The organism is Kitasatospora purpeofusca, from assembly GCF_036010405.1.
Taxonomy (GTDB): Bacteria; Actinomycetota; Actinomycetes; order Streptomycetales; family Streptomycetaceae; genus Kitasatospora; species Kitasatospora purpeofusca.
On sequence record NZ_CP108561.1, the window covers coordinates 9045192 to 9069033 of the forward strand.

25 protein-coding genes are annotated in these 23842 nt (G+C 75.1%); 19 read left to right on the forward strand and 6 right to left on the reverse strand.

The annotated features are described in order from the left end of the window. The first annotated feature begins 270 nt into the window (after window positions 1-270). From OG715_RS39330 to OG715_RS39365, 8 genes are all read left to right on the forward strand, one after another. A complete protein-coding gene (locus OG715_RS39330; RefSeq protein WP_266272425.1) occupies window positions 271-1509 on the forward strand; it encodes an Hsp70 family protein in 1239 nt (412 codons plus the stop codon). Window positions 1510-1714: 205 nt separating this feature from the next. Then, complete coding sequence (locus OG715_RS39335) at window positions 1715-2611, forward strand: TRAFAC clade GTPase domain-containing protein (protein ID WP_266272424.1); 897 nt, start codon at window positions 1715-1717, stop codon at window positions 2609-2611. Window positions 2612-2751: 140 nt separating this feature from the next. Continuing rightward, window positions 2752-3807 carry a hypothetical protein gene (locus tag OG715_RS39340; RefSeq protein ID WP_266272423.1) on the forward strand — a complete coding sequence of 352 codons (1056 nt, stop codon included), beginning with the start codon at window positions 2752-2754 and terminating at the stop codon, window positions 3805-3807. 44 nt (window positions 3808-3851) lie between these two features. Then, a complete protein-coding gene (locus OG715_RS39345; RefSeq protein WP_266272422.1) occupies window positions 3852-5279 on the forward strand; it encodes a hypothetical protein in 1428 nt (475 codons plus the stop codon). Further along, window positions 5276-6028, forward strand: a complete 753-nt coding sequence (locus OG715_RS39350; protein ID WP_266272421.1) for a BTB/POZ domain-containing protein — start codon at window positions 5276-5278, stop codon at window positions 6026-6028. The genes OG715_RS39345 and OG715_RS39350 overlap by 4 nt, the downstream gene beginning before the upstream one ends. A 4-nt stretch (window positions 6029-6032) precedes the next feature. After that, window positions 6033-6671, forward strand: coding sequence for a TRAFAC clade GTPase domain-containing protein (locus tag OG715_RS39355; RefSeq protein ID WP_266272420.1), 639 nt, complete (start codon window positions 6033-6035; stop codon window positions 6669-6671). Further along, on the forward strand, window positions 6668-8155 hold the full coding sequence (locus OG715_RS39360; RefSeq protein WP_266272419.1) for a GTPase: 1488 nt from the start codon (window positions 6668-6670) through the stop codon (window positions 8153-8155). The genes OG715_RS39355 and OG715_RS39360 overlap by 4 nt, the downstream gene beginning before the upstream one ends. After that, window positions 8152-8322, forward strand: a complete 171-nt coding sequence (locus OG715_RS39365; RefSeq protein ID WP_266272418.1) for a hypothetical protein — start codon at window positions 8152-8154, stop codon at window positions 8320-8322. Before OG715_RS39360 ends, OG715_RS39365 begins: the two co-directional genes overlap by 4 nt. 52 nt (window positions 8323-8374) lie before the next feature. Here OG715_RS39365 and OG715_RS39370 read toward each other — a convergent pair whose 3' ends face one another. Together OG715_RS39370 and OG715_RS39375 are read right to left on the reverse strand one after the other, a co-directional pair. Next, window positions 8375-9487 carry a hypothetical protein gene (locus tag OG715_RS39370; protein ID WP_266272417.1) on the reverse strand — a complete coding sequence of 371 codons (1113 nt, stop codon included), beginning with the start codon at window positions 9485-9487 and terminating at the stop codon, window positions 8375-8377. Continuing rightward, window positions 9484-10248, reverse strand: a complete 765-nt coding sequence (locus OG715_RS39375; RefSeq protein ID WP_266272416.1) for a Crp/Fnr family transcriptional regulator — start codon at window positions 10246-10248, stop codon at window positions 9484-9486. The genes OG715_RS39370 and OG715_RS39375 overlap by 4 nt, the downstream gene beginning before the upstream one ends. 237 nt (window positions 10249-10485) lie before the next feature. Between OG715_RS39375 and OG715_RS39380 the strand changes: the two genes are divergently transcribed. Then, entirely contained in the window at window positions 10486-12060 is a 1575-nt protein-coding gene (locus OG715_RS39380; RefSeq protein WP_266272415.1) for a S8 family peptidase, read from the forward strand. Between the two features lie 121 nt (window positions 12061-12181). On the opposite strand, the gene OG715_RS39385 is transcribed toward OG715_RS39380, so the two are convergent. Then, window positions 12182-13096, reverse strand: a complete 915-nt coding sequence (locus OG715_RS39385) for a LysR family transcriptional regulator (protein ID WP_266272414.1) — start codon at window positions 13094-13096, stop codon at window positions 12182-12184. A 114-nt stretch (window positions 13097-13210) separates the two neighbouring features. On the opposite strand from OG715_RS39385, the gene OG715_RS39390 reads away from it, so the two are divergent. The 5 genes from OG715_RS39390 (at window position 13211) to OG715_RS39410 (ending at window position 16598) form a co-directional block, all read left to right on the forward strand. Then, on the forward strand, window positions 13211-14137 hold the full coding sequence (locus tag OG715_RS39390; RefSeq protein WP_266272413.1) for a pseudouridine-5'-phosphate glycosidase: 927 nt from the start codon (window positions 13211-13213) through the stop codon (window positions 14135-14137). A gap of 3 nt (window positions 14138-14140) precedes the next feature. Continuing rightward, entirely contained in the window at window positions 14141-15064 is a 924-nt protein-coding gene (locus OG715_RS39395; protein WP_266272412.1) for a carbohydrate kinase family protein, read from the forward strand. 168 nt (window positions 15065-15232) lie between these two features. Next, the gene (locus tag OG715_RS39400; protein WP_266272411.1) at window positions 15233-15775 is read left to right on the forward strand and encodes a DinB family protein; all 543 of its coding nucleotides are present in this window, start codon (window positions 15233-15235) and stop codon (window positions 15773-15775) included. Between the two features lie 149 nt (window positions 15776-15924). Continuing rightward, entirely contained in the window at window positions 15925-16158 is a 234-nt protein-coding gene (locus OG715_RS39405; protein WP_266272410.1) for a hypothetical protein, read from the forward strand. 155 nt (window positions 16159-16313) lie between these two features. Further along, entirely contained in the window at window positions 16314-16598 is a 285-nt protein-coding gene (locus OG715_RS39410; protein WP_266272409.1) for a hypothetical protein, read from the forward strand. Between the two features lie 137 nt (window positions 16599-16735). Here OG715_RS39410 and OG715_RS39415 read toward each other — a convergent pair whose 3' ends face one another. Beyond that, complete coding sequence (locus OG715_RS39415) at window positions 16736-17353, reverse strand: HAD-IA family hydrolase (RefSeq protein ID WP_266272408.1); 618 nt, start codon at window positions 17351-17353, stop codon at window positions 16736-16738. Window positions 17354-17674: 321 nt separating this feature from the next. Between OG715_RS39415 and OG715_RS39420 the strand changes: the two genes are divergently transcribed. From OG715_RS39420 to OG715_RS39440, 5 genes are all read left to right on the forward strand, one after another. Further along, window positions 17675-18121, forward strand: coding sequence for a peptidoglycan-binding domain-containing protein (locus tag OG715_RS39420; protein ID WP_266272407.1), 447 nt, complete (start codon window positions 17675-17677; stop codon window positions 18119-18121). 386 nt (window positions 18122-18507) lie between these two features. Next, a complete protein-coding gene (locus OG715_RS39425; protein ID WP_266272406.1) occupies window positions 18508-19323 on the forward strand; it encodes a putative protein N(5)-glutamine methyltransferase in 816 nt (271 codons plus the stop codon). Window positions 19324-19458: 135 nt separating this feature from the next. Then, complete coding sequence (locus OG715_RS39430; RefSeq protein ID WP_266272405.1) at window positions 19459-20343, forward strand: Rossmann-fold NAD(P)-binding domain-containing protein; 885 nt, start codon at window positions 19459-19461, stop codon at window positions 20341-20343. Between the two features lie 138 nt (window positions 20344-20481). After that, window positions 20482-21042 carry an anthrone oxygenase family protein gene (locus OG715_RS39435; protein ID WP_266272404.1) on the forward strand — a complete coding sequence of 187 codons (561 nt, stop codon included), beginning with the start codon at window positions 20482-20484 and terminating at the stop codon, window positions 21040-21042. A gap of 167 nt (window positions 21043-21209) precedes the next feature. Further along, a complete protein-coding gene (locus OG715_RS39440; protein WP_266272403.1) occupies window positions 21210-22304 on the forward strand; it encodes an AraC family transcriptional regulator in 1095 nt (364 codons plus the stop codon). Between the two features lie 122 nt (window positions 22305-22426). Here the strand turns inward: OG715_RS39440 and OG715_RS39445 are convergent, their stop codons facing one another. Further along, entirely contained in the window at window positions 22427-22990 is a 564-nt protein-coding gene (locus OG715_RS39445) for an anthrone oxygenase family protein (RefSeq protein WP_266272402.1), read from the reverse strand. Window positions 22991-23100: 110 nt separating this feature from the next. Continuing rightward, window positions 23101-23832 (reverse strand): histone deacetylase, encoded by a 732-nt coding sequence (locus OG715_RS39450; protein ID WP_407661068.1) that lies wholly within the window; start codon window positions 23830-23832, stop codon window positions 23101-23103. Window positions 23833-23842 lie beyond the last annotated feature (10 nt).

Genomic DNA, 23842 nt, shown 5'->3' on the forward strand with positions numbered 1-23842 from the left:
TGGCACCGGATTCGGTCAGCTGACGGTGTCTCGGTCGAACGGCGTGCCGAGACTGGTGGCGGCACCCCGGCCCGGGGGAGCGGGGTGCCATCCGAACCGGCTGTCGGCGTCCGGCTCCAACCGGCAATGCCCATGCCATTGTTACAAGATGTCCCGAACTTCTCCACAAGTGCCTCCGGGGCCCTAGCATCCTGCGCGGGGTTGCCGGAGGATCGCCGTCCGGCTCCTTCCGTACGCCCTGGTGCGAACACAACTCCCTTGCGAGAAAACGTGTCTGACTGGTCGTTGGCCATCGACTTCGGTACCTGCTTCACCACGGCGGCCGTCCGCACCGAGCAGTCCGCCACGTCCGCCACGTCCGGCATGGTCGGCACGGAGTCCGGTGGTGCGGTGGGAGGAGCGGCGGCGGTCGAGATCGAGAACAGCCGCTACCTGCCCTCCCTGGTCTGCCTGGGCGACGACGGGCGGCTGCTCACCGGTCGGGCCGCCGTCCAACTCGCCGCCCAGCGGCCCGAGCGCGCCGAGCACCACCCCAAGCGGGCGCTGCTGCGGCAGCCGGCCGTGCTGCTGGACGACCGGGAGGTGGACACGGTCGACCTGGTCGCCGTCGTACTCGCCCGGGTGGCCGCCGAGGCGCGGGCGCGGTGCGGCGGGACGGACCCGGCGCGCACGGTGCTCACCCACCCCGCCGACTGGTCGCCCGCCGACCTGGACCGGCTGGTCGAGGCCGCCGGCCGGGCCGGGCTGGGCGCGCCGGAGCTACTGCCCGAACCGGTCGCGGCGGCCCGCTTCCACGCGGCGAACGCCGCCGCCGGCGACGGGGCGCCGATCGCGGTCTACGACCTCGGTGGCGGCACCGTGGACACCGCCGTCCTCCGCCGGGAGGGGGACGGCTTCCGCGCCGTCGCGGTGGCGGGGGACCCGGACTTCGGCGGCCGTGACCTGGACCAGGCCCTGTTCGAACTGCTCCGGGACCGGGCCCTGGACCTCGACCCGGCACCCTGGCAGCGGCTCCAGGCCGACCGGACCTCCGTCGGGGCCCATCAACGGTCGCAGCTGTCAAGCGAGTTGACCCTGGCCAAGGAGTCGCTGTCGAGCACCGGCACGGTGTACCTCACGGTACCCGGCTACCCGGAACCGTTCGTCGTGCAGGGCGGTGAGTACCGGGCCGCCGTCACCCCGGCGCTCACCGCCTCGGTCGGGCTGCTGGAGCGGACCGTCGTCCGCGCCGGTCTGACCCCGGCCGAACTCGGGGCCGTCGTGCTCTGCGGGGCGGCCAGCCGGACGCCGCCGGTGGCCGACCTGGTCGCCGCCCGGTTCGGACGGATCCCCGAACTGGCCGCCGACCCCAAGGCCGCCGTCGCCCTCGGCGCCCTCACCGACCCGCCCGCGGCACCGCCCCCCGACGGTGCCTCGGCCGGGGAGGCGGGACCCGGCGCCGCCGGCCCGGGCCGCTGGGCGGTCGCCCACTACCCGGGCGAGGTCGACCCCTGGTTCGACTACGACTGAGCCCGCCCGAGTGCTCCGCGGGGTGGGCGCCGCCGCTGCGCCGCACCGCGCTCCACCCTGCCCGGAAGCGGGTCCGGAAGCGGGTCCGGAAGCCGGTCCGGCAGCGGGTCCGACCGGGCTCCGCGCACCTCACTACCGCCGGATCCCACCCGGTCGGACCCGATCCGAGGACCCGCGACAACCACGAGGAACCACGAGGAACCGCATGGACATCGTGATGCTCGGCCACAGCGCGGCCGGGAAGACCAGCTACCTCTCCCTCATGTACGCCGCCATGTGCGACGGCGTCGAGGGCATGACCCTGCGCACCGCGGACGGCGACGCCCACCGCTCGCTGCTCGCCGACGCCCGCGCCATCCTGCGCGGCCGCTACCCGCGCGCCGGCGACCGGCCCCGGTGCTACGAGTTCGTGCTCTGCCACGACGGCGACGAGATCTTCCCGTTCCGCTGGACGGACCACCGCGGCGGCGCACTGACCGAGCACCGCCGCTCCAGCCCGCAGGCCGCCCGGCTGCACGACGACCTGGTCCGGGCCGACGGGATCGTGCTGTTCGTCGACGCGCTCCGGCTGGACACCGACCCGGAGGCGGCGGAGGACGTCCGCCGACTCGTCGTCCGCGTCCACCAGGCGGTCGCCGACCGGGAGGAGGTCCTAACCCCGCTGGTGATCGCCCTCACCAAGACCGACCTGGTCGACCTCGGTGCCGACGACGCCGAGGAGCGCTTCCTCGTTCCGTTCCTGCCGCTGATCGAGGCGGTGCGGGAGACCAGGCACATTCAGGGGGCGTTCATCCCGCTGGTCTGCGGCCCCGAACCGGAGGGAGTGGCGCTCCCGGTGCTGTGGACGCTCCGGTTCGGCATCGTCGGCCGGGCCATGGAGCTGTCCGCCTCGTTCGAGAGTCTGATGGCCTCGGCCCGCCAGGCCGACCAGCGGGACACCCTGTGGGACCGGATCAGCAGCTGGTGGGAGGACGAGCCGTCCTGGGCCTCGATCCGCGACCGGGACCGGGCCCGCGCTGCCGCCGAACTCTCGCGCCTGGAACCGCTGGTGGCCCCGGCCGACCGGCTGGGCGAACTGCTGGAGGACGTCCTCTCCTTCTGAGCGGACCCCGCCTCCCGCCCGAACCGTCCCGCCCGAACCGAACCGTCCCGCCCGAACCGAACCGAACCGAACCGTCCCGCCCGGACCTGCCCCTCCCGTCCGGACCTGCCCCGCCCGGCTCACCGAGAGGACCCCGCACCATGACCGTTCCCAGGCTCACCCTGACCATGCTCGGCGCCAGCGGCTCCGGCAAGACCGCCTACCTGCACGGCATGTACAACCGCCTCTCGATGGGCGTGCAGGGCTACTACCTCTACGCCACCGATCCCGACCTCGACCTCGACCTCGCCGAGGACTGGGCCCAGCTGCGCCGCAACGGCACTATGCCCAAGGCGACTTCGGAGGAGCCGATCGCCTACGACTTCGTGTTCCGCCGTGGCATGCGCGACCTCATGACCATCGACTGCGTCGACTTCCGCGGCAACGCCGCCCTGGACCGCCGCGGCAGGGCCAAGGACGTCGACATGCTGCAGGACCGGATCACGGTGTCCGACAGCATCATCGTGGCGCTCGACTCCGAGCACGTCGCCGAATGGATCCGACACGGGACCCCCGGGAACCTGGAGCGGTTCGGGGAGCCGATGGAGATCTCCCGGTTCGGCCGGGCGATCTCCGAGGTCTTCAGCAGCCGGTTGGACGACGGAGAGCCGGTGCCGGGCGTGACCGTCCTGCTCACCAAGGCCGATCTGCTCGCCGAGCGCACGGGAATGCGGACCTCGGAGGCCCTGCAGGCCGCGGTCCGCAACCTCGGCAACCTGCTGCCGTGGTTGGCGGGTGACGCGGCGGAGGGCGTCACCATGGCGCTGTGCGCCGTCCAGCTCGGCAACTTCGGTTCGGCGGCCCAGAGCACCGTGGACGCCAGCCGGATCGCCCCGAAGAACCTGCACCTCCCGATCATCTTCAGCCTCCGCCACTACCTCAGCGAGGGCATCGTGCGGAACCGGCAGGAGATGTCCAGGCTCTCCGACAGCCTGGACGCCTCGCGCGGCGAACTGGCCGCGCTCAGCCAGGGCTTCTTCGGCGGGCTGTTCAAGGGCACCCAGAAGGTCAGCGCCCGTCAGCAGATCGACCGGCTGGTCGCCAGCAGCTCCGCGACCGCCGCCGACCTCCAGAAGGCCCAGGACCGCTGCCGCGATCTGGACGACGAGCTGAAGGGGATCCCGATCTTCCGCGACGGCCGGCTGCTGACGGACTGAGCGACGGACGGACCGACGGACCGACTCACGGACGGACTGACGAGATGACGACGAACACGCAGTACGGGCCGGAGCCCGAGCCCGCCTCCGCCCCGCCGGACCCGGACGCGGAGCGGGCCCCGGACCCGGTCGTGCCGGGCGGCTGGTCGGCGCTGGTCTACGGCCGCACCTTCCAGGTCGACCAGTGGTGGCGGGCGCTCCCCGCCGGGGTCGACCGGCAGGGCCCGGTGGCGGACGCCGTGCGCGCCGCCGTCGCGGGCGGGATCCGGCTGGAGGCGGGCCCGCGCTTCCTGCTCCACCGCGACCTCTGCGGCGTTCTGGTCGGCGCCGCCTGCGAGTTGGGCCGGATCAGCCGGACCATGGTGCACGACCGGTTCGGTCGGCCGCTGTACGGGTTCGTGGGCTGGTACCGGGCGGCGGCGCCGGGCGATGCCGGCGGGCGTATCACCGAACTCGCGGAACTGGAAAGGCATTTGGCCGAATGGGCCGGGCCGGTCTACGCCGAGTGGATCACGCCGACCTGGGAGGCGGTCGGCCGGGCGGAGGCCGAGCCCAGGACCACCCGCCCGGTCGCCGCCCCGTGGCAAGGGGAAGCCGGGGCGGCGCCCGCGGGGGCGGTCTGGCTGCCCGCGCAATCGGCCGGGACCCATCTGCTGCCCGGGTCGGACGCGGCCGCTCTCTGGTCGGCGGCCGCCGGGAGCCGGGACCGGTGCCTCCTGGCCACCGGCTGGCGGCGGCGCTCCGACGCCGACGCGCACCGGTTCACCCATCTGACCAGCGAGGACTGCCGGGCGTACGAGCTGCTGCGGCCCCCGCCGCCACCGCCACCGCCTGCGCCGCCGCGACCCGCGTCGGTGGCGGGGCCCGGGCCTGCGGCCGGACCGACGGGGCCCGGAGGGAAGGCCGGCGGCACCGGGGGCACCGGGAGGACCGGAGGGGCCCCCGAGCCGGAGCCGTCGTTCGGGGAGACCTTCCGGGCCGGTCGCCGGGTGTTCCGGAGGGTCACGCGCGGCCTCTTCGGGGCCGAGGAGCCGGGGGAGGCCGGGCCGCCGACCTCGCCGGGGCCGTCGGAGCCCCCCGGGGCCGGGGGGTGGCGCTACGGTGACGACCCGGCCGCCGGCCGCCGCTACTACGGAGACCTGGACCAGCCGTCGACCGGCCCGACGCGGCCGCCCGCCCGCCCGGAGCAGTCCGACGGCGCCCACCCCGCGTCCACCGGCTCCGCGTCCATCGATCCGAGGCCCGCCGGTCCCGCCGGCCCCGGCCGCCGGGCGGAGGGCCCGTTGTACCGGCGGACCCGAGCGGTCGACGCCCAGCAGGCCGATCTCTCCGGCATGTTCGGAGAGTTCGACGAGCCCGAACCCCCGCCGCCCACCGCTCCGCACGCCACCCCCTCGGACCCGCGGAAGAGCGGCTCCGAGGCCCCCGGCCCCCGGCCCGCCGACGACTCCAGCACGGGAGAACCCTCATGACCCCGCCCCGCCCCGAAGCCCCCTCCCGGGCCCGCGTGCTGGACTTCGCGGCCCTGGAGGAGCGGGTCCGTGACGAGTGCGCCACCGTGCTCGACGCCGGGCGCACGGACGGGAAGGACGACGGGAAGGGCGGCGGCGGGCGCGCTGACGGTACCGGGCCCGGCACGGAGCTGGCACTCGTCGAGGACGGCGCCGTCATCCGTGCCGAACGCGGCACCCTGCTCCCGGAGATGGTGCGCTCCACCCACCGTGACGGCGGCCCGTTCGGGATGCTGGAGAACGTGATCCCGACCGTCGGCACCGCCGCCACCTTCGGCACCGTGATCGGCCTGCTCACCAGCAGCGTCCTGCTGCCCGCGGTGGCCAGCTACGCGATGCTCGCGGTCCTCACCCGGCGCCGCCGCCAGCGCGCCGAACTCGGCCGGGTCCGCGGCGACGCCACCCGCCACCTCAACCGGGTGCTGACCGAACTGACCACCGAGATCCCCGCGCAGATCACCGACCACGTCGACGGGTTGGCCGACCGGCTCGGCCTCGCGCTGGACCGCGCGATCGCCGACGAGCGGCTCCGGCTGGAACGCCGGCTGACCGAGCACCGGCGCAACCTGGCCGCCTCCGCCGCCGAACTCGCCGCCGCCCGGGACCGCACCAAGCGGCGGATCGGCACCCTCACCACCCTGCGCGACGAGGGGCTCGCCCTCGCGCACGGCCTGGCCGCCACCGGCCGACCCGACCCGGACCGGAGCTGACCGGATGGACCTCACCCAACTGCGACTGGTCGCCCTCGGCCACAGCAGCGCGGGCAAGAGCAGTTACCTCGCCGCGATGTACACCCGCCTCGCGGTCGGCCGCAAGGGCTTCCGGCTGGTCACCGCCGACACCGCCCTCGCTCACCAACTCATAACCTCGGGAGAGCTGTTGGGGCGGGGGATCTATCCGCCGCCGTCCTCCCGCCGGACGGAGCTGTCGGCCGGTCCGGAGTTCGGCCGCCGCGCGGTCCTCGGCTTCGAGTGGACGGACTACCGGGGCGGGGCGCTCACCGGCTCGGCCGCCGACGACCCGGAGACCGCGCAACTGCTGGAGCGGCTCACCCACGCCGACGCGGTGGTCGTCTTCGCCGACACCCAGCGCCTCGCCACCGACCCCGAGTCCCAGGACGAGGTGCGCCGCACCGTGGTGCTGCTGCACCGCGCCGTCGACGAGCAGCCGACGCCGCTCCCCGTGGTGCTCGTCCACACCAAGGCCGACCTCGTCACCGACCCCGCCGACCGGGCCCGGGCCCGGGCCGCGGCAGCCCCCTTGGAGGAACTGCCGGTCAGCGGCGGGAGGGTACGCGAGCAGCGCGGCACCGTGCCCCCGGCGGCCGCACCCGCCCGGTCGGCCGCCCGGTGACGGCCGCCCCGCCGCAGGGCGGTGAACTCGCCCCGCTGGTGGCCGGGTTCACCGCCGAACTGGAGCGCCTGCTGCCCCCGGGCCCGCCCGCCGCGGCGGTGCGCGCGGTCCGCGAGCGGCTGGCCGGGCACACCCTGCGGATCGCCGTCGGCGGCCGGATGAACGCGGGCAAGTCCACCCTGGTGAACGCCCTGCTCGGCCGACGGCTCGCCGCCTCCGCCGCCACCGAGTGCACCACCGTGGTGGCCTGGTTCCGGCCCGGACCGCTCAACCGGATCCAGGTCCGCCACCGGGACGGATCCGCGCAGTGGCGACCGGGCGGCCTGCCGCGCGACCCCCGGGACCTCGGCCTGCCCGTCGAGCAGATCGCCGAGGTGGTGGTCGAGGCCGCCGGACTGCGCCCCGTCGGCGACTGCGAACTCGTCGACACCCCCGGCCTGGACTCGCTCAGCGGCCTCGACGGGCCCGCGCTGGACGCCCTCGCCCGCGCGGACGCGATGATCTACGTCATGCCGCACCCCGGCGCCGGTGACGCCGAGGCCCTCGGCGCCCTGCGCGCCCAGGCCGACGGCCGGATGACCGCGCTCAACGCCGTCGGCGTGCTCAGCCGGATCGACCTGCTCGGCGAGGGCCACGGCGACCCCTGGCCGCGCGCCCGCCAGGTCGCCGCGACCAACGCCGGACGGCTCGCCGGCCTCGTCGACGAAGTCCTCCCGGTGGTCGGACTGCTCGCCCAGACCGCCCTCGGGGACGACTTCACCGAACCGGACGCCGCCCTCGTCCGCCGGCTCGTCGAAGCCCCCGCCGGTGAGCTGCGCCGCGCCCGCTACTCCGGCCGGCGCTTCCTCGACTGGGACACCGGACCGCTCACCCGGCCCGAACGCGAGCGGCTGTTCGGCCTGTTGGGCGTCTACGGCATCGACACCGCCCTCGCGGCCGCCCGCCGGTACCGCGCCGAGGGGCGGCCGATCGGGGCGGCCGCGCTGCTGGCGGAGTTCCGCGCGGCGTCCGGCATCACCGCCGTGGTCGAGCAGGTGCGCCGCCGCTTCGTCGACAGTGCCGACGTGCTGCGCTCGGCCGCCGCCCTCGGCGCTGTCGAGGCGGCGCTGGGCGCGGGCGAGGACCTCCCAGCCGACCTGCTCCGGCAGACCCGCGCCCGGATCGGCGAGCTGCGCCGGCACCCGGAGCTCCGCCGCCACGAACTCGCCCGCGCCCTGGCCGCCGTGGCCGGTCGGCGGCTCGAACTCGACCAGGACTCCGCCGAGGCCCTGATCGCCCTCGCCACCGGCCGCACTCCCGCCGCCCGGCTCCGGCTGCCCGAGGACACCGCCCCCGGCGAACTGCGCCGGGCGGCGGCCGGGGCCGCCCGCGACTGGCGCCGCCTGGAGGACGGCCCGCTGCGCGACGTCGGCCGGTACGCGCGGATCGCCCGAGAACTGTGCGAAGCCATCTACTTCGCCACTCCACCGGAAGGAACCCCATGACCGACCCCGACCGGACCTGGGACGACGGCCGCCTCCACCCCGAGGACGTCATCGAGGCCGCCGACCACACCGCCTACGAGTCGCCGTCCGACTACTACCTGGGGAACAACGGCCACGAGCCCGACCCGGCCCCGCACCACGACCCGTCGGCGGAGGACGGCTGGTGAGCCGGGGCCGGACGCCCTGACCGGCATTCCTGACCGGGGCCCTGACCGGGGCTCAGTGGTGCGGGCCGTGCCACCAGTGGCCGCCGCCGGGGTCGTGGTCGGGGTGGTCCGGGGAGGCGAAGGGGTCGTGGTGGTCGCCGCGGTGCCCGTCGTGGCCGCCGTGATCGTCGCCGTACGGGGTGCCGGTGTCCTCGTGGTGGGGGTCGTGGTGGTGCGGGTCGGTGGACCAGGCGTCGGTGCCCCAGCCGTCGTGGTGCGGGCTGTCCTCGTGGTGCGGGGTCTCGTCGTGGTGGGGGGAGTCGTACCCGCCGTGCCGTCCGTGCTGCTCGTCCCCGAAGCCGTCGTGGTCCCCGTGCTGCCCGTGCTGCCCGTGGTCCTGGCGATCGTGGTGGTCGAGGTGCCCGTCGGCCGGGTCCCCGTCGTGGCCCGGCGGCGGGTCGTCGTGGTGGCGGGTCGGCGGGGTCGCGCCGAGGGCGATCCCGGCGGCGGCGTCGCCGAGGCCGCGCAGCAGCGCCGAGCGGCGGTCCCGGCGCGGGGCGCCGGGCACGGCCGGCGGGGCGAGTACCACCAGCGCGCCGTGCCGGGGTGTGCCGAGCCAGGCCAGGGTCTTGAAGCGCTTGGCCGGGACGGCCACCGTGATGTTGGTGAACTCGTCCACGGGGAGGCCGCCGGCGCCCGCCGCGAAGGCGTCCGTGAACAGGTCGTCGGCGACCACGAGTGCCAGATCGGTGTCCGGCGTGTCCTTGAGCGCGGACCGGGCGTGCTCGCAGTCGAGCAGCCGGCAGGCCGTCTCCACCGCGCGGGCCACGTACCCGAGGGCGGCCCGCTGCACCCCGCCCTGGGCGAGGGCGGCCCGGATCCGCAGCCGCCCCGCCGTTCCCGGGGCCCGGTTGAGGGTGTGCAGGGCGTCGCGCAGGCCGAGGACGAGTCCGGGCAGCGCCTTGGCCTCGTCGACGTCGGGCGGCAGCAGGAGCAGTTGCCCGTCGCCCCGGTCCTGGGCCTCGCAGCGCGCCCGGTCGACGCCGGCCCGCCCGCAGGCGTGGTCCAGGGCGCGGTCCAGCCGCTCCTGGACGGCCTGCTGCACCCAGTAGGGCCGGCCGCTGTACGCCTCGATGTCGACGACCAGGACGACCCGGCGCACCCTGGGGGCGAGGGCGCCGCTCATGCCCGGCCGCCCCGGTCGGTGGGGAGCGCGAGCCCGGCCGCCGCGGCGAGCGGGGCGCGGTCGCGGACGACGAGCCCCCGGTACTCGGTGCGGACGGCGCCCTGGTCCCGGAGGGTGCGCAGGGAGCGTTCGACGCTGGCGGCGGAGAGCCGGGCGAGCGCCGCGAGGTCGGCGTGGCTGAGTGGGATGTCGATCCGCAGGCCCTGTTCGGCGGGCACGCCGCAGGAGTCGAGCAGGATGAGCAGGGTGCGGGCGAGCCGGGCGAGGCCGGTGCCGTGGCCGACGTCGATCCGGTAGCGGGTGGCCAGGCGGAGTTTGCGGGTGACGGAGCGCTGGAGCGCGAGCGCGGCGGCGGGCCGGTCGGCGAGGTAGTCCAGGAAGGCTGCGGCGCCGATCTCCCGGGTGGTGCTGGTGCGCACCGCGAGGACGCTGGCGGAGCGCGGTTCGCCGTCGAGGACGGCCAGTTCGCCGACGAGTTCGCCGGGCTGGCGGACGGCGAGCAGGGCCTCGCCGCCGTCCTCGGTGGCGGCCACGACCTTGACCCAGCCGGTCAGCAGGACGACGACCCGGTCGCCGGGTTCGCCCTCGATCATCAGGGCCTCGTTGTGCGAGTAGACCCGCCTGGTGCCCAGGCCGTGCAGGGTCCGCAGGTCGTCGGCGCCGAGTCCGGCGAACGGGCCGCGCTCGAAGGGGACGACCGTCGCGGTGCCGGGTCTCGCCCGTCCCCCTGCCGCCTCGGTCCGGTCGCGTGAGTCGTCCATGCTGCCTGCCCCCACCCGGTCGGCAACCCGCCCCGACCGGGGCGATTCCGTACGGAACATAGCGCACCGCCCGCTGCGGTGTCAGTCCCGGAGCACCGTGCGCCCGAGATCCGCCCGGCCCCGGGTTCGGTCGCCGACGAAGAACAACCAGAGCCCGTTGCCGGTCAGTTGACGATGCGTCAGGATCTGGGGTAGCGAGGCGCCGGTTCCGGGCCTCGGACCGGAGGGGGTCGGACGGTGGTTTCAGGAATACGCCTGCGCAGGATCTGCGCGGTGCTCGGCGCGGCCGTCGCGCTGTCGATCGGCGCCGGCGGGGTGCTCCCCGCCTCGGCGGCGGTGCCGGAGGGGATCGTGCAGGGCGAGGGCTCGCCCGGGGCGGTCCCCGGCACCTATCTGGTGGTGCTCAAGCCGGCCGCCGCGCACCGGAGTTCGGTCGCGGACGGCGCCGCGGCGCTGGCCCGCTCCTACGGCGGCACGGTGCGCCGCAGCTTCGACGCGGCGCTGCCCGGCTTCTCGGCCGCGCTGACGCCCCGGCAGGCGCGCCGACTGGCCGCCGACCCGTCGGTGGCGGTCGTCTCGCAGAACCGCCGGGTGCGGGCGGACGGCGTGCAGACCTCGCCGGGCTCCTGGGGGCTGGACCGGGTGGACCAGCGGCGGTTCCCCTACGACGACCGCTACACCTACCCGGACACCGCGGGCGCCGGGGTGACGGCGTACATCATCGACACCGGGGTGCGGATCACTTCGGAGGAGTTCGAGGGGCGGGCCTCGTACGGCTACGACGCGATCGACGGCGACGACGTCGCGGACGACGGCTACGGCCACGGCACGCACGTCGCGGGGACGGTGGCGAGCAGTTCGTTCGGCGTCGCCAAGGCCGCGAAGATCGTCTCGGTCCGGGTGCTGAACGACGACGGCGAGGGCACCACCGAGCAGGTGGTGGCCGGGATCGACTGGGTGACCAGGCACGCCGTCCGTCCGGCGGTGGTGAACATGAGCCTCGGCAGCGAGCCGGACCCGGTGATGGACGCGGCGGTGGCGGGCTCGATCGCCTCGGGTCTGACCTACACCGTCGCGGCCGGCAACCAGAGCGTCGACGCGAACGAGCACTCCCCGGCCCGGGTGCCCAGTGCGATCACCGTCGGGGCGACGGACCGCGACGACACCCAGGCGTACTTCTCCAACTACGGCCCGCTGGTGGACCTCTACGCGCCCGGCGTGTCCATCACCTCGGCCTGGTACGTGAGCGACCTCGGTGGCTTCGGGGTCGAGATGTCGGGCACCTCGATGGCGGCCCCGCACGCGGCGGGGGCCGCCGCGCTCTACCTGGCGTCCCACCCGGCCGCCACGCCCGCCCAGGTGGCGGCGGCCCTGACCTCGGCGGCGACCGTCGGCTCGCTGCGCGAACTCGGCCAGGGCTCCCCGGACCGGCTGCTGTACACCGGCACGGTGCCGAACCGGCCGCGCGGCCCGCTGTTCGCCCAGCCGGCGCCGGTGACCTTCGAGGGGAAGGGCACGGTCGAGTCACCGGTCACCGTCACCGGCGTCGCCGGGAAGGCCCCGCGCGACCTGGACGTGGCCGTGGACATCGGCTACTGGTGGCGCGGCGACCTCAAGGTGGAGCTCGTCGCCCCGGACGGCGCCGTGTTCCTGCTGCACGACACCGACATCGGCGAGGCCTACACGAACTTCGTCGGTCTCTTCGGCGTGGACGCCTCCGCCCACACCGCGGCCGGGGTCTGGCGGCTGCGGGTGACCGACGTCGGCGGCTACTTCCCCGGCACGATCAACAGTTGGTCGCTCCGGTTCTGAGCACCGCCCGGCGGGGGCGTTCGGCGGTTCCGGCCACCGCCCGGCGGGGGCGTTCAGCGGTTCCTACCACCGACCCCGCCGGGGCGTTCAGCGGTTCCTACCACCGACCCCGCCGGAGTGCTCAGCAGGTCTCCAGGGCGGCCGCCTCCTCCCGGACCAGCTCGCGCAGCGCGGCGAGCCCGGGACGGCGGTCGTCCAGGCGCCACTGGAGTTCCAGCGGGAGCGTGGCCCGGCCCGCCAGCCGCACCGTGACCACGTCCTCGGTGAGGTGTCCGGTCATCGAGGCGGGGACGAGGGAGAAGGCCCGGCTCTGCGACAGCAGGTAGAGCCGGGAGCCGACGATCCGGGCCGGGCCGACCAGGACCGGCGGCTCCACCCCGCGTTCGGCGCACAGCCCCAGCACGTGGTCGTAGTAGCGCGGGCTCTGTTCGCGCGGCCACAGCAGCAGTGGCAGGTCGCCGAGCTCGTCCAGCCGGACGGCGTCCCGCCCGGCCAGCGGATGGTCCCGGCTGAGGGCGACGTGCACCGGCTCGTCGGCGATCCGCTCGCGCCGGTAGCCGGGCACGTCGTCGAGGAAGCGGCCGAGGCCGAGGTCGGCGAGTTCGCCCGCCAGGGTGGCGGACACCCGGCCGGTGTCCACCGAGAGCTCGGCCAGGACGAGTTCGGGCAGTTCGCGCTCGGCCCGGCTCACCACGGCCGGCAGCAGCCGGTTGACCACGGTCGGGGAGGCGACGATCCGCGCCGTGCCGAGCCTGGTCTCCTCGTGCAGCCGCACCCGGGCGAGCAGGGTGCCGGCCTGGTCGAGCAGCCGGGCGGACTCGGCGGCCATCACCTCCCCGGCCGAGGTCAGTCGCACGGACCGGCGGCGGCGGTCGAAGAGCTCCACCCCGACGGTCCGCTCCAGCCGGGCGACCTCCTGGCTGACCGTCGGCTGGGAGATGTGCAGACGCTCGGCCGCCCGGCCGAAGTGCAGGGTGTCGGCCACCGCGAGGAAGACCTCCAGCTGGCGCAGGGTGAGACTCGTGACCCGACTCATAGGCCGGAGTCTATGAGAAGGGCCGGTATTCATTCTGGATCCCGATGTGATCGCTCCCTAGGCTGAGCCCACCGCTGCCACACCGTGGTGGCAGCCTCACAGGGAGCACACGCCATGACCGGACTGCCCATCCGCATCTCCCAGGAAGTCGCCGAGGCCGTCGCCGCCGGCGCCCCCGTCGTCGCCCTGGAGTCGACGATCTTCACCCACGGGCTCCCGCGGCCGCGCAACCTGGAGGTCGCGCTGGAGGCGGAGGAGCGGCTGCGCGCCACCGGTGTCGTCCCGGCCACCATCGGCGTCCACGCGGGCGTGCCGACGGTCGGCCTGACCACGGCGCAGATCGAGGAGCTGTCCGCGGCCGACGGGCTCGACAAGGCGAGCCTGCGCGACCTCCCGGTGGTGGCGGCGCTCGGCCGGCACGGCGGCACCACCGTCGCCGCCACCGCCTTCCTCGCCCACCGGGCCGGCGTCCGGGTCTTCTCCACCGGGGGCCTCGGCGGCGTCCACTTCGGAGCCTCCGAGAGCTTCGACGAATCCGCCGACCTGACCACCCTGGCCGCCACCCCGGTCACCGTGATCAGCGCCGGTGTGAAGTCGATCCTCGACATCCGGGCCACCCTGGAGCGCTTCGAGACCCTCAACATCCCCGTCATCGGCTACCGCACCCGCCACTACCCCGGCTTCTACATCACCGACTCCGGCCACGAGATCGCCTACCGGGTCGACACCCCCGAGGAGGCGGCGCGGGTCATCGAGGCCCGCGACAGCCTCGACCTGCCGCAGGCCGTCCTGATCGCCAACCCGGTCGACCCGGACAAGCAGCTCCCGCCGCGGGAGCTCGACGCCCTGCTGACCCGCGCCTGGGCCGAGGCCGACGCCCGCGGCATCAAGGGCAACGCCTCCACCCCGTTCCTGCTCGACTTCATCCAGCGCGACACCGAGGGGCGCAGCCTGGAGGTGAACATCGAGGTCTACCGGGGCAACGTCCGGCTCGGCGGGGAGATCGCCACCGCGCTGGCCGCTGCCCGAAACGAGGCCTGACCCATGCTGGGGGTGCTCGGCGACCTCGTCGAGGACGTCGTCGTCTGGGTGACCGGACCGCTGCGGCACGGCACCGACTCCACCGCCCGGGTCTTCCGGCAGCGCGGCGGCAGCGCCGCGAACGTCGCGGCCTTCGCCGCCGGCCAGTGCCCGGTCCGCTTCCTCGGCTGCGTCGGCGACGACCCGGCCGGCGGCGCCCTGGCCGCCGAACTGGCCGGCCACGGCGTGGACGTCCGGGTCGCGCACCGGGGCCGGACCGGCAGCATCGTGGTGCTGATCGACGACGCGGGCGAGCGCACCATGCTGCCCGACCGGGGCGCGGCCACCCTGCTGGAGGCCGTGCCGGACGCCTGGCTGGACGGCCTGACCCATCTGCACGTTCCCGCCTACTCCTTCGACGGCGAACCGGTCGGCACGACGGCCGTCGACGCGCTGCGGCGGGTCCGCTCGGCGGGCGGGACCACCTCGCTGGACGCCTCCTCCACCGGGATGCTGGAGGGCTTCGGCCGTGAGCGCTTCCTGGCCCTCGCCGAGGAGCTCGCGCCGACCCTGCTGTTCGCCAACCGCTCCGAGTCCGCCTACCTGGGGCTGCTCGTCGACGGGCGGCCCGGCCCGGAGCGGGCCCGGCTGGCGGCCACCGCGGTGGTCACCAAGTCGGGGTCGGAGGCGACCACGATCGATGTGCCGGGTGAGACGCCGTTCACCGTGCCGGTCCCGCCGGTGGGGGAGGTCCGCGACCTCACCGGCGCGGGCGACGCCTTCGCGGCCGGGTTTCTCGCGGCCTTCCTGGACGCGCGGCTGACGGGGGAGGACGCCTCGTGGCTGACATTGCCGGGAGCGCCGGGTCTGCGGGAGGCGGCGGCGCGAGGGCACCGCTGCGCGGCGCGGGTGCTGGGCTCGCCCGGTGCCTCCTGCGCGGAGGACTGAGCCGCCGCCCGCCCCGCCGGGCCCGTTCCCGGTGGCACTCGCGCCGGGAGCGGGCCGGGCGTGCTCCGGAGGCCATCTAGGACACGATCTGACCTACACGGCTCCTACTGTGGTCCACGTCGGACGGAACAACCGGACGCACCACGGCAACCACGAAGGCGGAGCACCATGAACGGCACCACGACCACCACCACCGTCGCGGCCACCGACGAGCGCGCCGACCTGCTGGACCAGCTGACCAGGCAGCGCCACTTCCTGCGCTTCACCACCCGCGACCTGACCGACGAGCAGGCCGCGCTCCGCACCACCGCCGGCGAACTCTGTCTGGGCGGTCTCGTCAAGCACGTGACGAACTGCGAGCGCGCCTGGGTGGACTTCATCCTCGAAGGCCCCTCCGCGATGCCCGACTTCGCGAACATGACCCAGGAGGACTTCGACCGCCGCACGGACGAGTTCGAGCTGCTGCCCGGCGAGACGCTCGCGGGTGTGCTCGCCGACTACGCCGAGACGGCCCGCCGCACGGACGAGCTGGTCGCCGCCCTGCCCGACCTCGATTTCTCGCACCCGCTGCCGAAGGCCCCGTGGTTCGAGGCCGACGCCCGCTGGTCCGCCCGCCGGGTGCTGCTCCACGTGATCGCCGAGACGGCGCAGCACGCGGGCCACGCCGACATCCTGCGCGAGTCGCTGGACGGCGCCAAGTCGATGGGCTGAGGCCGTCCGGCCTCCCTGCGCCGATGGTGAGCGGGCGGGCCCGCCCTGTTGTCCGGGACACGCTCACCAACGGCGCAGGGTCCGACGTCCGGGGCGAACGGTCCGGTAGTCAATGGCTCGTCCCGTTTTCCACCCGAAAGGGGTTCGCCATGACCTTCGCGAAGTTCGCCGCCCGGGCCGTCGGCTCCGTCCTGCTGTTCGCCGCGCCGCTGCTCGCGCTGCCGCTCGCCACCGCGCAGCCGGCCGCCGCCGAGGGCCCGCACAACGCCAAGGAGGCCGCCGTCTGCCGCCAGATGCTCGGCAGCTTCCTCGGTTTCGCGGGCTCGACCGCGAGCGCGGTCTGTGCCGTCCAGCCGGAGGACGGTGCGCTCACGACCCGCTGAGGCGGGGCCTGTTGCGGGCCCTGTCGAGGGGCCTTCGCGGGAGCGTCGGCGGACGGGCCGGGTGCGGGAGAGGTTCAAGATCGTGTCATGATGTTACTGACGGGTTATCGCATGATGTCCCGTCAGTGAACCTCGCACGACCATAAGGAAGCACCATGCGTCGACGCATTCCCGCCCTCGTCCTGACCGCCGTCCTGGCCGGCGGCGGCCTGGCCACCGTGGCCCAGGTCGCCACCGCCCAGCCCGCGGCGGCCGGTTCGATCAAGGTGAACATCAACCAGCTGCGCCAGCAGGTCTCCGACCTGCGCCAGAAGGCCGCCACCCTGGACCACTACGGCATGTACGCCGAGGCCTCCAAGGCCCGGGCCGAGGCCAACGCCATCCAGCGCCGGATCGACCAGCTGGAGAAGGCCGAGCGCGAGTCCGGCCGCCGTTTCTGACGGTCGCGCACCTGCTGGCGGTCGTACGCCTTCCGAGGGTCGCGCACCTTCCGAAGGCCGCGAACCGGCAGTCGCACATCGACGGCACCGTCCGTCCCGCCCGCAGGGGCCGGGGCGGGCGGTGCCGCCGCATGCGGTCAGTCCCACAGGGGTACGAGCGCCCGCGTGAGGTCGGCCGGCGCCCGGAAATGCACGGCCGCCATGCCGAGCCGCCCGGCCGCCGCCACGTTGGTCGCGTTGTCGTCCACGAACAGGCACTGCCGCTCCGCCACCCCCGCGCGCTCCGCCGCGACCCGGTAGATCGCCGGATCCGGCTTGGCCGCCCCGACCCGGGCGCTGTTGACGACATCCTCCGCCAGATCGGCCAGCCCGAGCGCGGCCAGGTCCTCCTCCAGCCACAGCGTCGCGTTGGTCACCAGCAGTACCGGCACCCGCCGCTTGGCCCGCCGCAGCAGCTCCACCGCCTCGCCGTCGGCGCGCACCGGGGCGCCGGTGAACGCGGCCGCCAGCGCCTCCGCCCGCCCGTCCGGCAGGCCGGGCGCCAGGGCCCCGGCGATCTCCGCCGTCCACTCCGGTCGGCTCAACTCCCCGAGCACCAGCCGCCGTCCCAGCTCCTCGGCGAACGCCAACCCGAAGGTCGTGCCCGCGGCCAGCCCGGCGGCGGCCTCCAGGCGGTCCACCTCGCGGTGGTCGAAGAACCGGATCACACCGTCGATGTCGCAGAGCACGGCGCCGGGCGCCTGGGAGGTCGTCATCGGATCGGTGTACCACGCGGGGCGCGCGCCCCGTTCGCGCGCCGGTGATGCTCCGGGTGCGAACCAGCCATCCCGGGGCGCAGGCCGGGATCCTTCGGCGGCCCGGCCTGCGGGGGTGTGCAGGGGGGTGGCGGAGGCCGCCGGGCCGCGTGTCGCCCGTCGCCGGGTGGCCGGATACCCGCTCGACCTCGTGGGGAGCCGATGGTTAGTGTCGGACCGGCACTGTCAGTGACCGATCCGTCGCGCACGGCATGTGCGTCCGTGCGCGTCCGACGGCGCGACCGGGCGTCGGCCGTCCCACCGCTCGAAGGGGAGCACCACATGCGATCCATCACGACGACCAGGCCCCTCGTCGCCCTCGGCCTGGCCCTCGGCATCGCCCTCGGTGGCGTGGCCGCCGCGGGCGCGGCCACCACCGCCACGGCGGCCACCACCTCCGCCGCGGCCGTCCCGGCCGTGCGCGCGGTCCAGAACTTCGGGCTCAGCTCCGCGCAGGCCAAGAACGTGCAGAACTGGCTGAAGCAGAACTGGGGTTACAACGGCGGTATCGACGGGCAGCTCGGCCCCGAGAGCTGGAAGGCGTTCCAGCGCAATCTCAAGGAGTACTGGGGCTACCCCGGCGCCATCGACGGCATCCCCGGCACCGAGACGGTCAAGGCGCTGCAGCGCCTGCTGAAGGACGGCGGCTGGGGCTACAGCGGCGCGATCGACGGCATCGCGGGCGAGGGCACCCGGGCGGCGTTCCGGAGCTTCGCCGACGGCATCTGACCGCCGGGCCCCGAGCCCCTGAACTCCGGAGCCCCTGAACTCCCGAGCCCCGTGCTCCCGAGTTGCTGAACTCCCGAGCCCCCGGAGCCCGGACACCCCGGGGTGCGGCCCCCCGCTGCTCGTCGGCGGACCGCACCCCGGGGCCGGACCCGTTGCGGTAGGGTGACGGACGCCGCAGAGGAAACGCGAAGAACGGGGAGGTGAGAACCCATGACCGCTGTGCCGGATCGGGTGCTCCCCGGCCGTGACCACGGCTCCCTCACGCAGGTGCACGCCAGGCCCTGAAGCCGGTCGCACCGCGTGGGAGTGTCCGCCGTCCGGCGAGATGTGCGCGGAGAGCCCCCGGGTCGGACGATGTCCTCCCACCTGTGCTCCGAGGGGTTCCCTTGCCTGTCCGCTCGTCCGCCTCGCTCCGCTCGTCCGTGACCGCCAGGCTGCGCGCCGCCGGCTGCGTCTTCGCCGAGGACGAGGCCCGCATCCTGCTCTCCGCCGCCGACACCCCCACCCGGCTGGCCGCGATGATCCGCGACCGCGCCGCCGGCCGTCCGCTCGAACACGTCGTCGGCTGGGCCGAGTTCGCCGGTCTGCGGATCGCCGTCGACCCCGGGGTGTTCGTGCCCCGCCGGCGCAGCGAGTTCCTGGTCCGCACCGCCGCCGCACTCGCCCGCGAGTACGCGCAGGTCGTCGATCTGTGCTGCGGCAGCGGCGCCCTCGGCGCGGCGCTCGCCGCCGAGGTCGGCCACCCCGTCCGGCTGTGCGCGGCCGACCTCGACCCGGCCGCCGTCCGCTGCGCGCGCCGCAACCTGGCCGGGGCCGCCGCCCCGGGCACCGAGGTGTTCGAGGGCGACCTCTTCGACGCCCTGCCGACCGGCCTGCGCGGCCGGGTGGACGTGCTGCTCGCCAACGTCCCCTACGTGCCCACCGCCGACATCGAGTTCCTCCCGGCCGAGGCCCGGGTGCACGAGGCCCGGCCGGCCCTGGACGGCGGCGTCGACGGTCTCGACGTGCTGCGCCGGGTCGCCGCCGACGCCCCGCAGTGGCTGGCCCCGGGCGGGGCGCTGCTGTTCGAGACCAGCGACCAGCAGGCCGAGGCGGCCCTCGGGGTGGTCGCGGCGGCCGGGCTCACCGCCGTCCTCGGCTACGACGAGGACCTCGACGCCACGGTGGTGACGGCCGTCCGGCCGCCGCTCGGGACGCCGTAGCCGGATGGGTCGGGCCGCTCCGGGCCGCTTCGGACCACTGCGGCCCGGTGGCCGAACGGCGCCGTAGACGCGTACACATGCGGCTGAGCGCGAGGACCATGTCGGCGCGGTGGCGTGCGGAGTTGACTGATGCCCATGAACGAGAACACGAAGAGCAACCAGCAGCCCGCCGCCACCGCCGCCACTGCCACCGCCGCCACCGCCGCCACCGCCGCCCGGACCGTGCTGGTCACCGGCGGGACCGGCAAGACCGGCAGCAGGGTCGCCGAGCGCCTCACCGCGCTCGGCCACACCGCCCGGATCGGCTCGCGCACCGCACCGGTCCCGTTCGACTGGGCGGACGACAGCACCTGGGACGCCGCCCTGGAGGGCGTCGACGCCGCCTACCTCGCCTACTACCCCGACCTGGCCTTCCCCGGCGCCGTGGAGACCGTCGGCGCCTTCGCCCGGCGGGCCGCCAAGGCGGGCGTCGGCCGCCTGGTCCTGCTCTCGGGGCGCGGCGAGGAGGCGGCGCAGGCCGCCGAGGCGGCGGTCGCCGAAGCCGGCACCGGCTGGACCGCGGTCCGCTGCGCCTGGTTCGACCAGAACTTCTCCGAGAGCTTCTTCCTGGACCCGGTGCTCGCGGGCGAACTGGCGCTGCCGACCGGGGTCGCCGTGGAGCCGTTCGTCGACGTCGACGACATCGCGGACGTCGCCGCGGCGGCGCTCACCGAGGACGGCCACGACGGCGAGGTGTACGAGCTGACCGGCCCGCGCCTGCTCTCCTTCGCGGACGTCGCCGCCGAACTGTCGGCGGCGACCGGGCGCGAGATCCGGTTCACCGCGGTCTCCCTGGAGGAGTACCGCGCGGTGCTGGCCACCGTCGGCCTGCCGGGCGAGTTCGCCGACCTGTTCTCGATGGTCCTGGACGGCCGCAACGCCCGTCTGGCGGACGGCGTTCAGCGCGCGCTCGGCCGTCCGCCGCGCGACTTCGCGGACTACGCGCGGGCCGCCGCGGCGTCCGGTGTCTGGAACGTCTGAGCCCTCCGGCTCCCTCCCGTCTTCACCGGTCCGGGGATCCGCCCGCCGCGCCGTGATCCCCGGACCGCCCTCCGCTTCCCGCTCTCCGCTTCCCGCTCTCCACCGCCCGCCCCTCCCCGCCGTCCTCCGGAGCCCGCCATGTCCACCGCCCTCGGTGCCGCCCCCGTCCGTGACCTCGCCGCCGCGACCACCACCGCCTCCCGCGCCGTCGGCCCGGTGCTGGCCACCGCCACCGCCGCGACCGGCCTGATGGCCGGCCTCTTCTTCGCCTTCGACGTCGCCGTCATGCCCGGCCTCGCCGCCGGTGACGACCGCACCTTCGTGACCGCGATGCAGCACATCAACGCGTCCATCCTCAACCCGGTCTTCGGGGCCGTCTTCGTCGGCGCCCTCGCCGTGCCGGCAGTCGGCACCTGGCTGCTGCACCGCTCCGGGCAGCGCGCCGCCACCCTGTGGACGGCGGTGGCGACCCTGCTCTACCTCGCCGCCCTCGTCCTCACCTCCGCCGTCAACGTCCCGCTCAACGACCGGCTCGCCGCCGCCGGCGACCCCTCCGCCGTCACCGACCTCGCCGCCGTGCGCGCCGCCTTCGAGCCGACCTGGACGACGGCCAACATCGCCCGCACGGTGCTCTGCACGGCCGCCGCCGTCGCCCTCACCCGCGCGCTGCTGCTGCACCGCCGCCCGGGCGCCCGTTGACCGGGGGGCCGTCGGCAGTCGGCCGGTGGGCCGCGCGCCGGGCATCGGTCGACGGGGCGACCTCCCGGAGCCCGCTGACCGCCCGTCACCCGTGCCCGGCCCGGCCGGTGCCACCGGTACCGACGTCATCGGCAGCGACGTCACCGCCGCGTCTAGGCTGTCCCCTCATGGACACCCTGACCGGGCTGCTCGACGGCCCCAAGGCCCGCGGCGCGTTCCTGCTGCGCTCCGTCCTCAGCACGCCCTGGGCCCTGCGGATCGAGGACCGCGCGCCGCTGTCGCTGATCACCATGCTGGACGGCGCGGCCTGGATCCTGCCCGACGGGGCGGAGCCGGTCCTGGTGCGGCCGGGGGACCTCGCCCTGCTGCGCGGACCGGAGGCGTACACGGTCGCCGACCACCCGCGGAGCGAGCCGGACATCCTGATCGGCCCCGGGCAGATCTGCTCCCGGGACGGCGCCAGCGTCGCCACCTCGATGGCCATGGGCGTGCGGACCTGGGGCGAGACCCGGCCGGACGACGAGCGCCCCTCGGTCATGCTGTCCGGCACCTACCTGGCGGAGCACGAGATCGGCCGCCGGCTGCTGGGCCACCTGCCGACACTGCTGGTGCGGCCCGCCGGGGTGGACACCACCGAGGACACCCTGGTCCGGCTGCTCGCCACCGAGGTCACCCGCGCCGAGCCGGGCCAGGAAGTAGTGCTGGACCGGCTGCTGGACCTGCTGGTGGTCGGGGTGCTGCGGAGCTGGCTCGCCGCCCCGGACGGCCAGGCGCCCGGCTGGCTGCGCGCCCAGGCCGACGAGGTGGTGGGCCCGGCGCTGCGGCTGCTGCACGACGACCCGGCCCGGCCGTGGACGGTGGCGGCGCTCGCCACCGAGGTCGGGGTCTCCCGGGCGGGGCTGGCCCGGCGGTTCACCGCGCTGGTCGGTGAGCCGCCGATGGCGTACCTGGCGAACTGGCGACTGGCGGTGGCGGCCGACCTGCTGCGAGACCCGGGGCTGACCGTCGCGGCGGTGGCCCGCAAGGTCGGGTACGGCGACGCGTTCGCGCTGAGCACCGCGTTCAAGCGGGTGCGCGGGCTGACGCCGCAGGAGCACCGGCGGCTGGCGGCCTCCGGCGAGGCGGGCGGCGTGTTGGGTGAAGTAGCGGGTGAAGTGGCGAGTGAGGGCGCGAACGGAGCGGCGGGCGACGTCCCGGCCGGCCCGTCGTCGGCGGCGCGGTCGGCCGTGCCCCCGACCACGGTGGTGCTGGCGGCCGGCTGAAGGAGCGGCGGCAGGTGCGGTCGGTGGCTTTCGGTCGGAGGTCGGAGGTCGGAGGTCGGCGGTTGATGGTCGATGGTCGGAGGTCGGCGGTTCGCGGTGCCGCGACTCCGTCGGCCCGGATGTCAGCTCGGCCGCATGTGGCAGTGCAGCACCAGCGCCCAGCAGAGGAAGCCGAGGGCCGCCGTGGACAGCAGCGCCCGCGCCGCGTTCCACCGCACCCACCTGGCGCGGAACGGCCCGCCCATCCGCACCGGCTGACCGGCCCGGCCCAGCTCCGCGGTCAGGCTCAACTTCCGGGCCCGGCCGAGCTCTCCGGCCTGCTGCGCCAGCGCCTGGTTCAGCGGGAGGTTCACCATCCTGGTCACCACCAGGGACGCGGTGTAGCAAACCAGCGCGCCGACCGCTGCCGGCAGCACCCGGCGGCCGTCGCTCGGCAGGTGCAGCACGACGGCCACACTCGTGAACACCAGCGCCCCGACGAATCCCACCAGGAACCACCCGTTGAGGATCGCCACGTTGAGCCGCTGCATCACCTGCGCGACCATGAAGTCCCCGGTGCTGCCGAGGCCCGGCGTCACCGAGCAGGCGTAGGTGTAGAACAGTCCGGCGGTCAGTCCGGTGGTGACCGTCGCCGCCACCAGTGCGAAGACCCGCATCGCCTCCATGTCGTCCCTGCCCCCGTTCATTCGCCCGGAACCGCCCGGTTGGAGCGGCCCGCCTGCCGATCATCCGTCATCGAACTGCCGTTTGCCCACCGAATTGGCGGATACACACCCGATGATGACGGATGGTCATGTCAACCGCGGCCGGAACCCGTCGCGGAGGCGGATCCTCCGCTGTGCGGGGCGAGCGCGGCGTGCAGGGAATTGACGGTCCAGTGGCCGGCCGCGCCCGGTCGGGTGGTCAGATAGACGCTCGCCCGGCGGGTGGACCAGCCGTGCGCGTCGGTGAGTCCGGCGGCGATGGTGCGCAGGTAGCGGGCGCGCGGGGCGTTCAGTTCGGCCTCGGCGAGCGTCCACGGGGCGGTGAAGGTCAGCACCGGGAGGCCGTCCAGGGTGCCGAGGCAGACCAGGGTCCGGTAGCGGCCCGGCCCCTGCCGGTCGAGGCCGGTCCGCAGCACGGTTCCCAGGTCGAGGTCCGCGCCCGGTCCGCCGCCCATCTCCTGGCCGACGATGTCGCTGAACTGCCCGGCTGTCAGCAGATGGGCGCGGGCGGGCGCGATGCCCGGACCGTGCGGGTCGTAGAACGCCATGCCGCCGCCCCAGACCCGGGACTCCAGGGCGAAGTAGAGACTTCCGGGCAGTCGAACGGGCACCGACTGCCCCGGCGGCCGACCGTCCCGGCAGCCGGGGTACTCCCGGGCACCGTCGGCCGGCCGTCCGCCGCCCAGGTAGCAGGCGAGCCGCTCGGTGTGCATGTTCGAACCGTAGGCGGCGTACCAGACCGGATCGTCCCGGCCCGGGGCGGCCGGGGCGGCCGCCGGGTCGACGGACCATCGGATCGGTCGGATCGCTGGGGTGTCCTCCACGGCCGGTGAC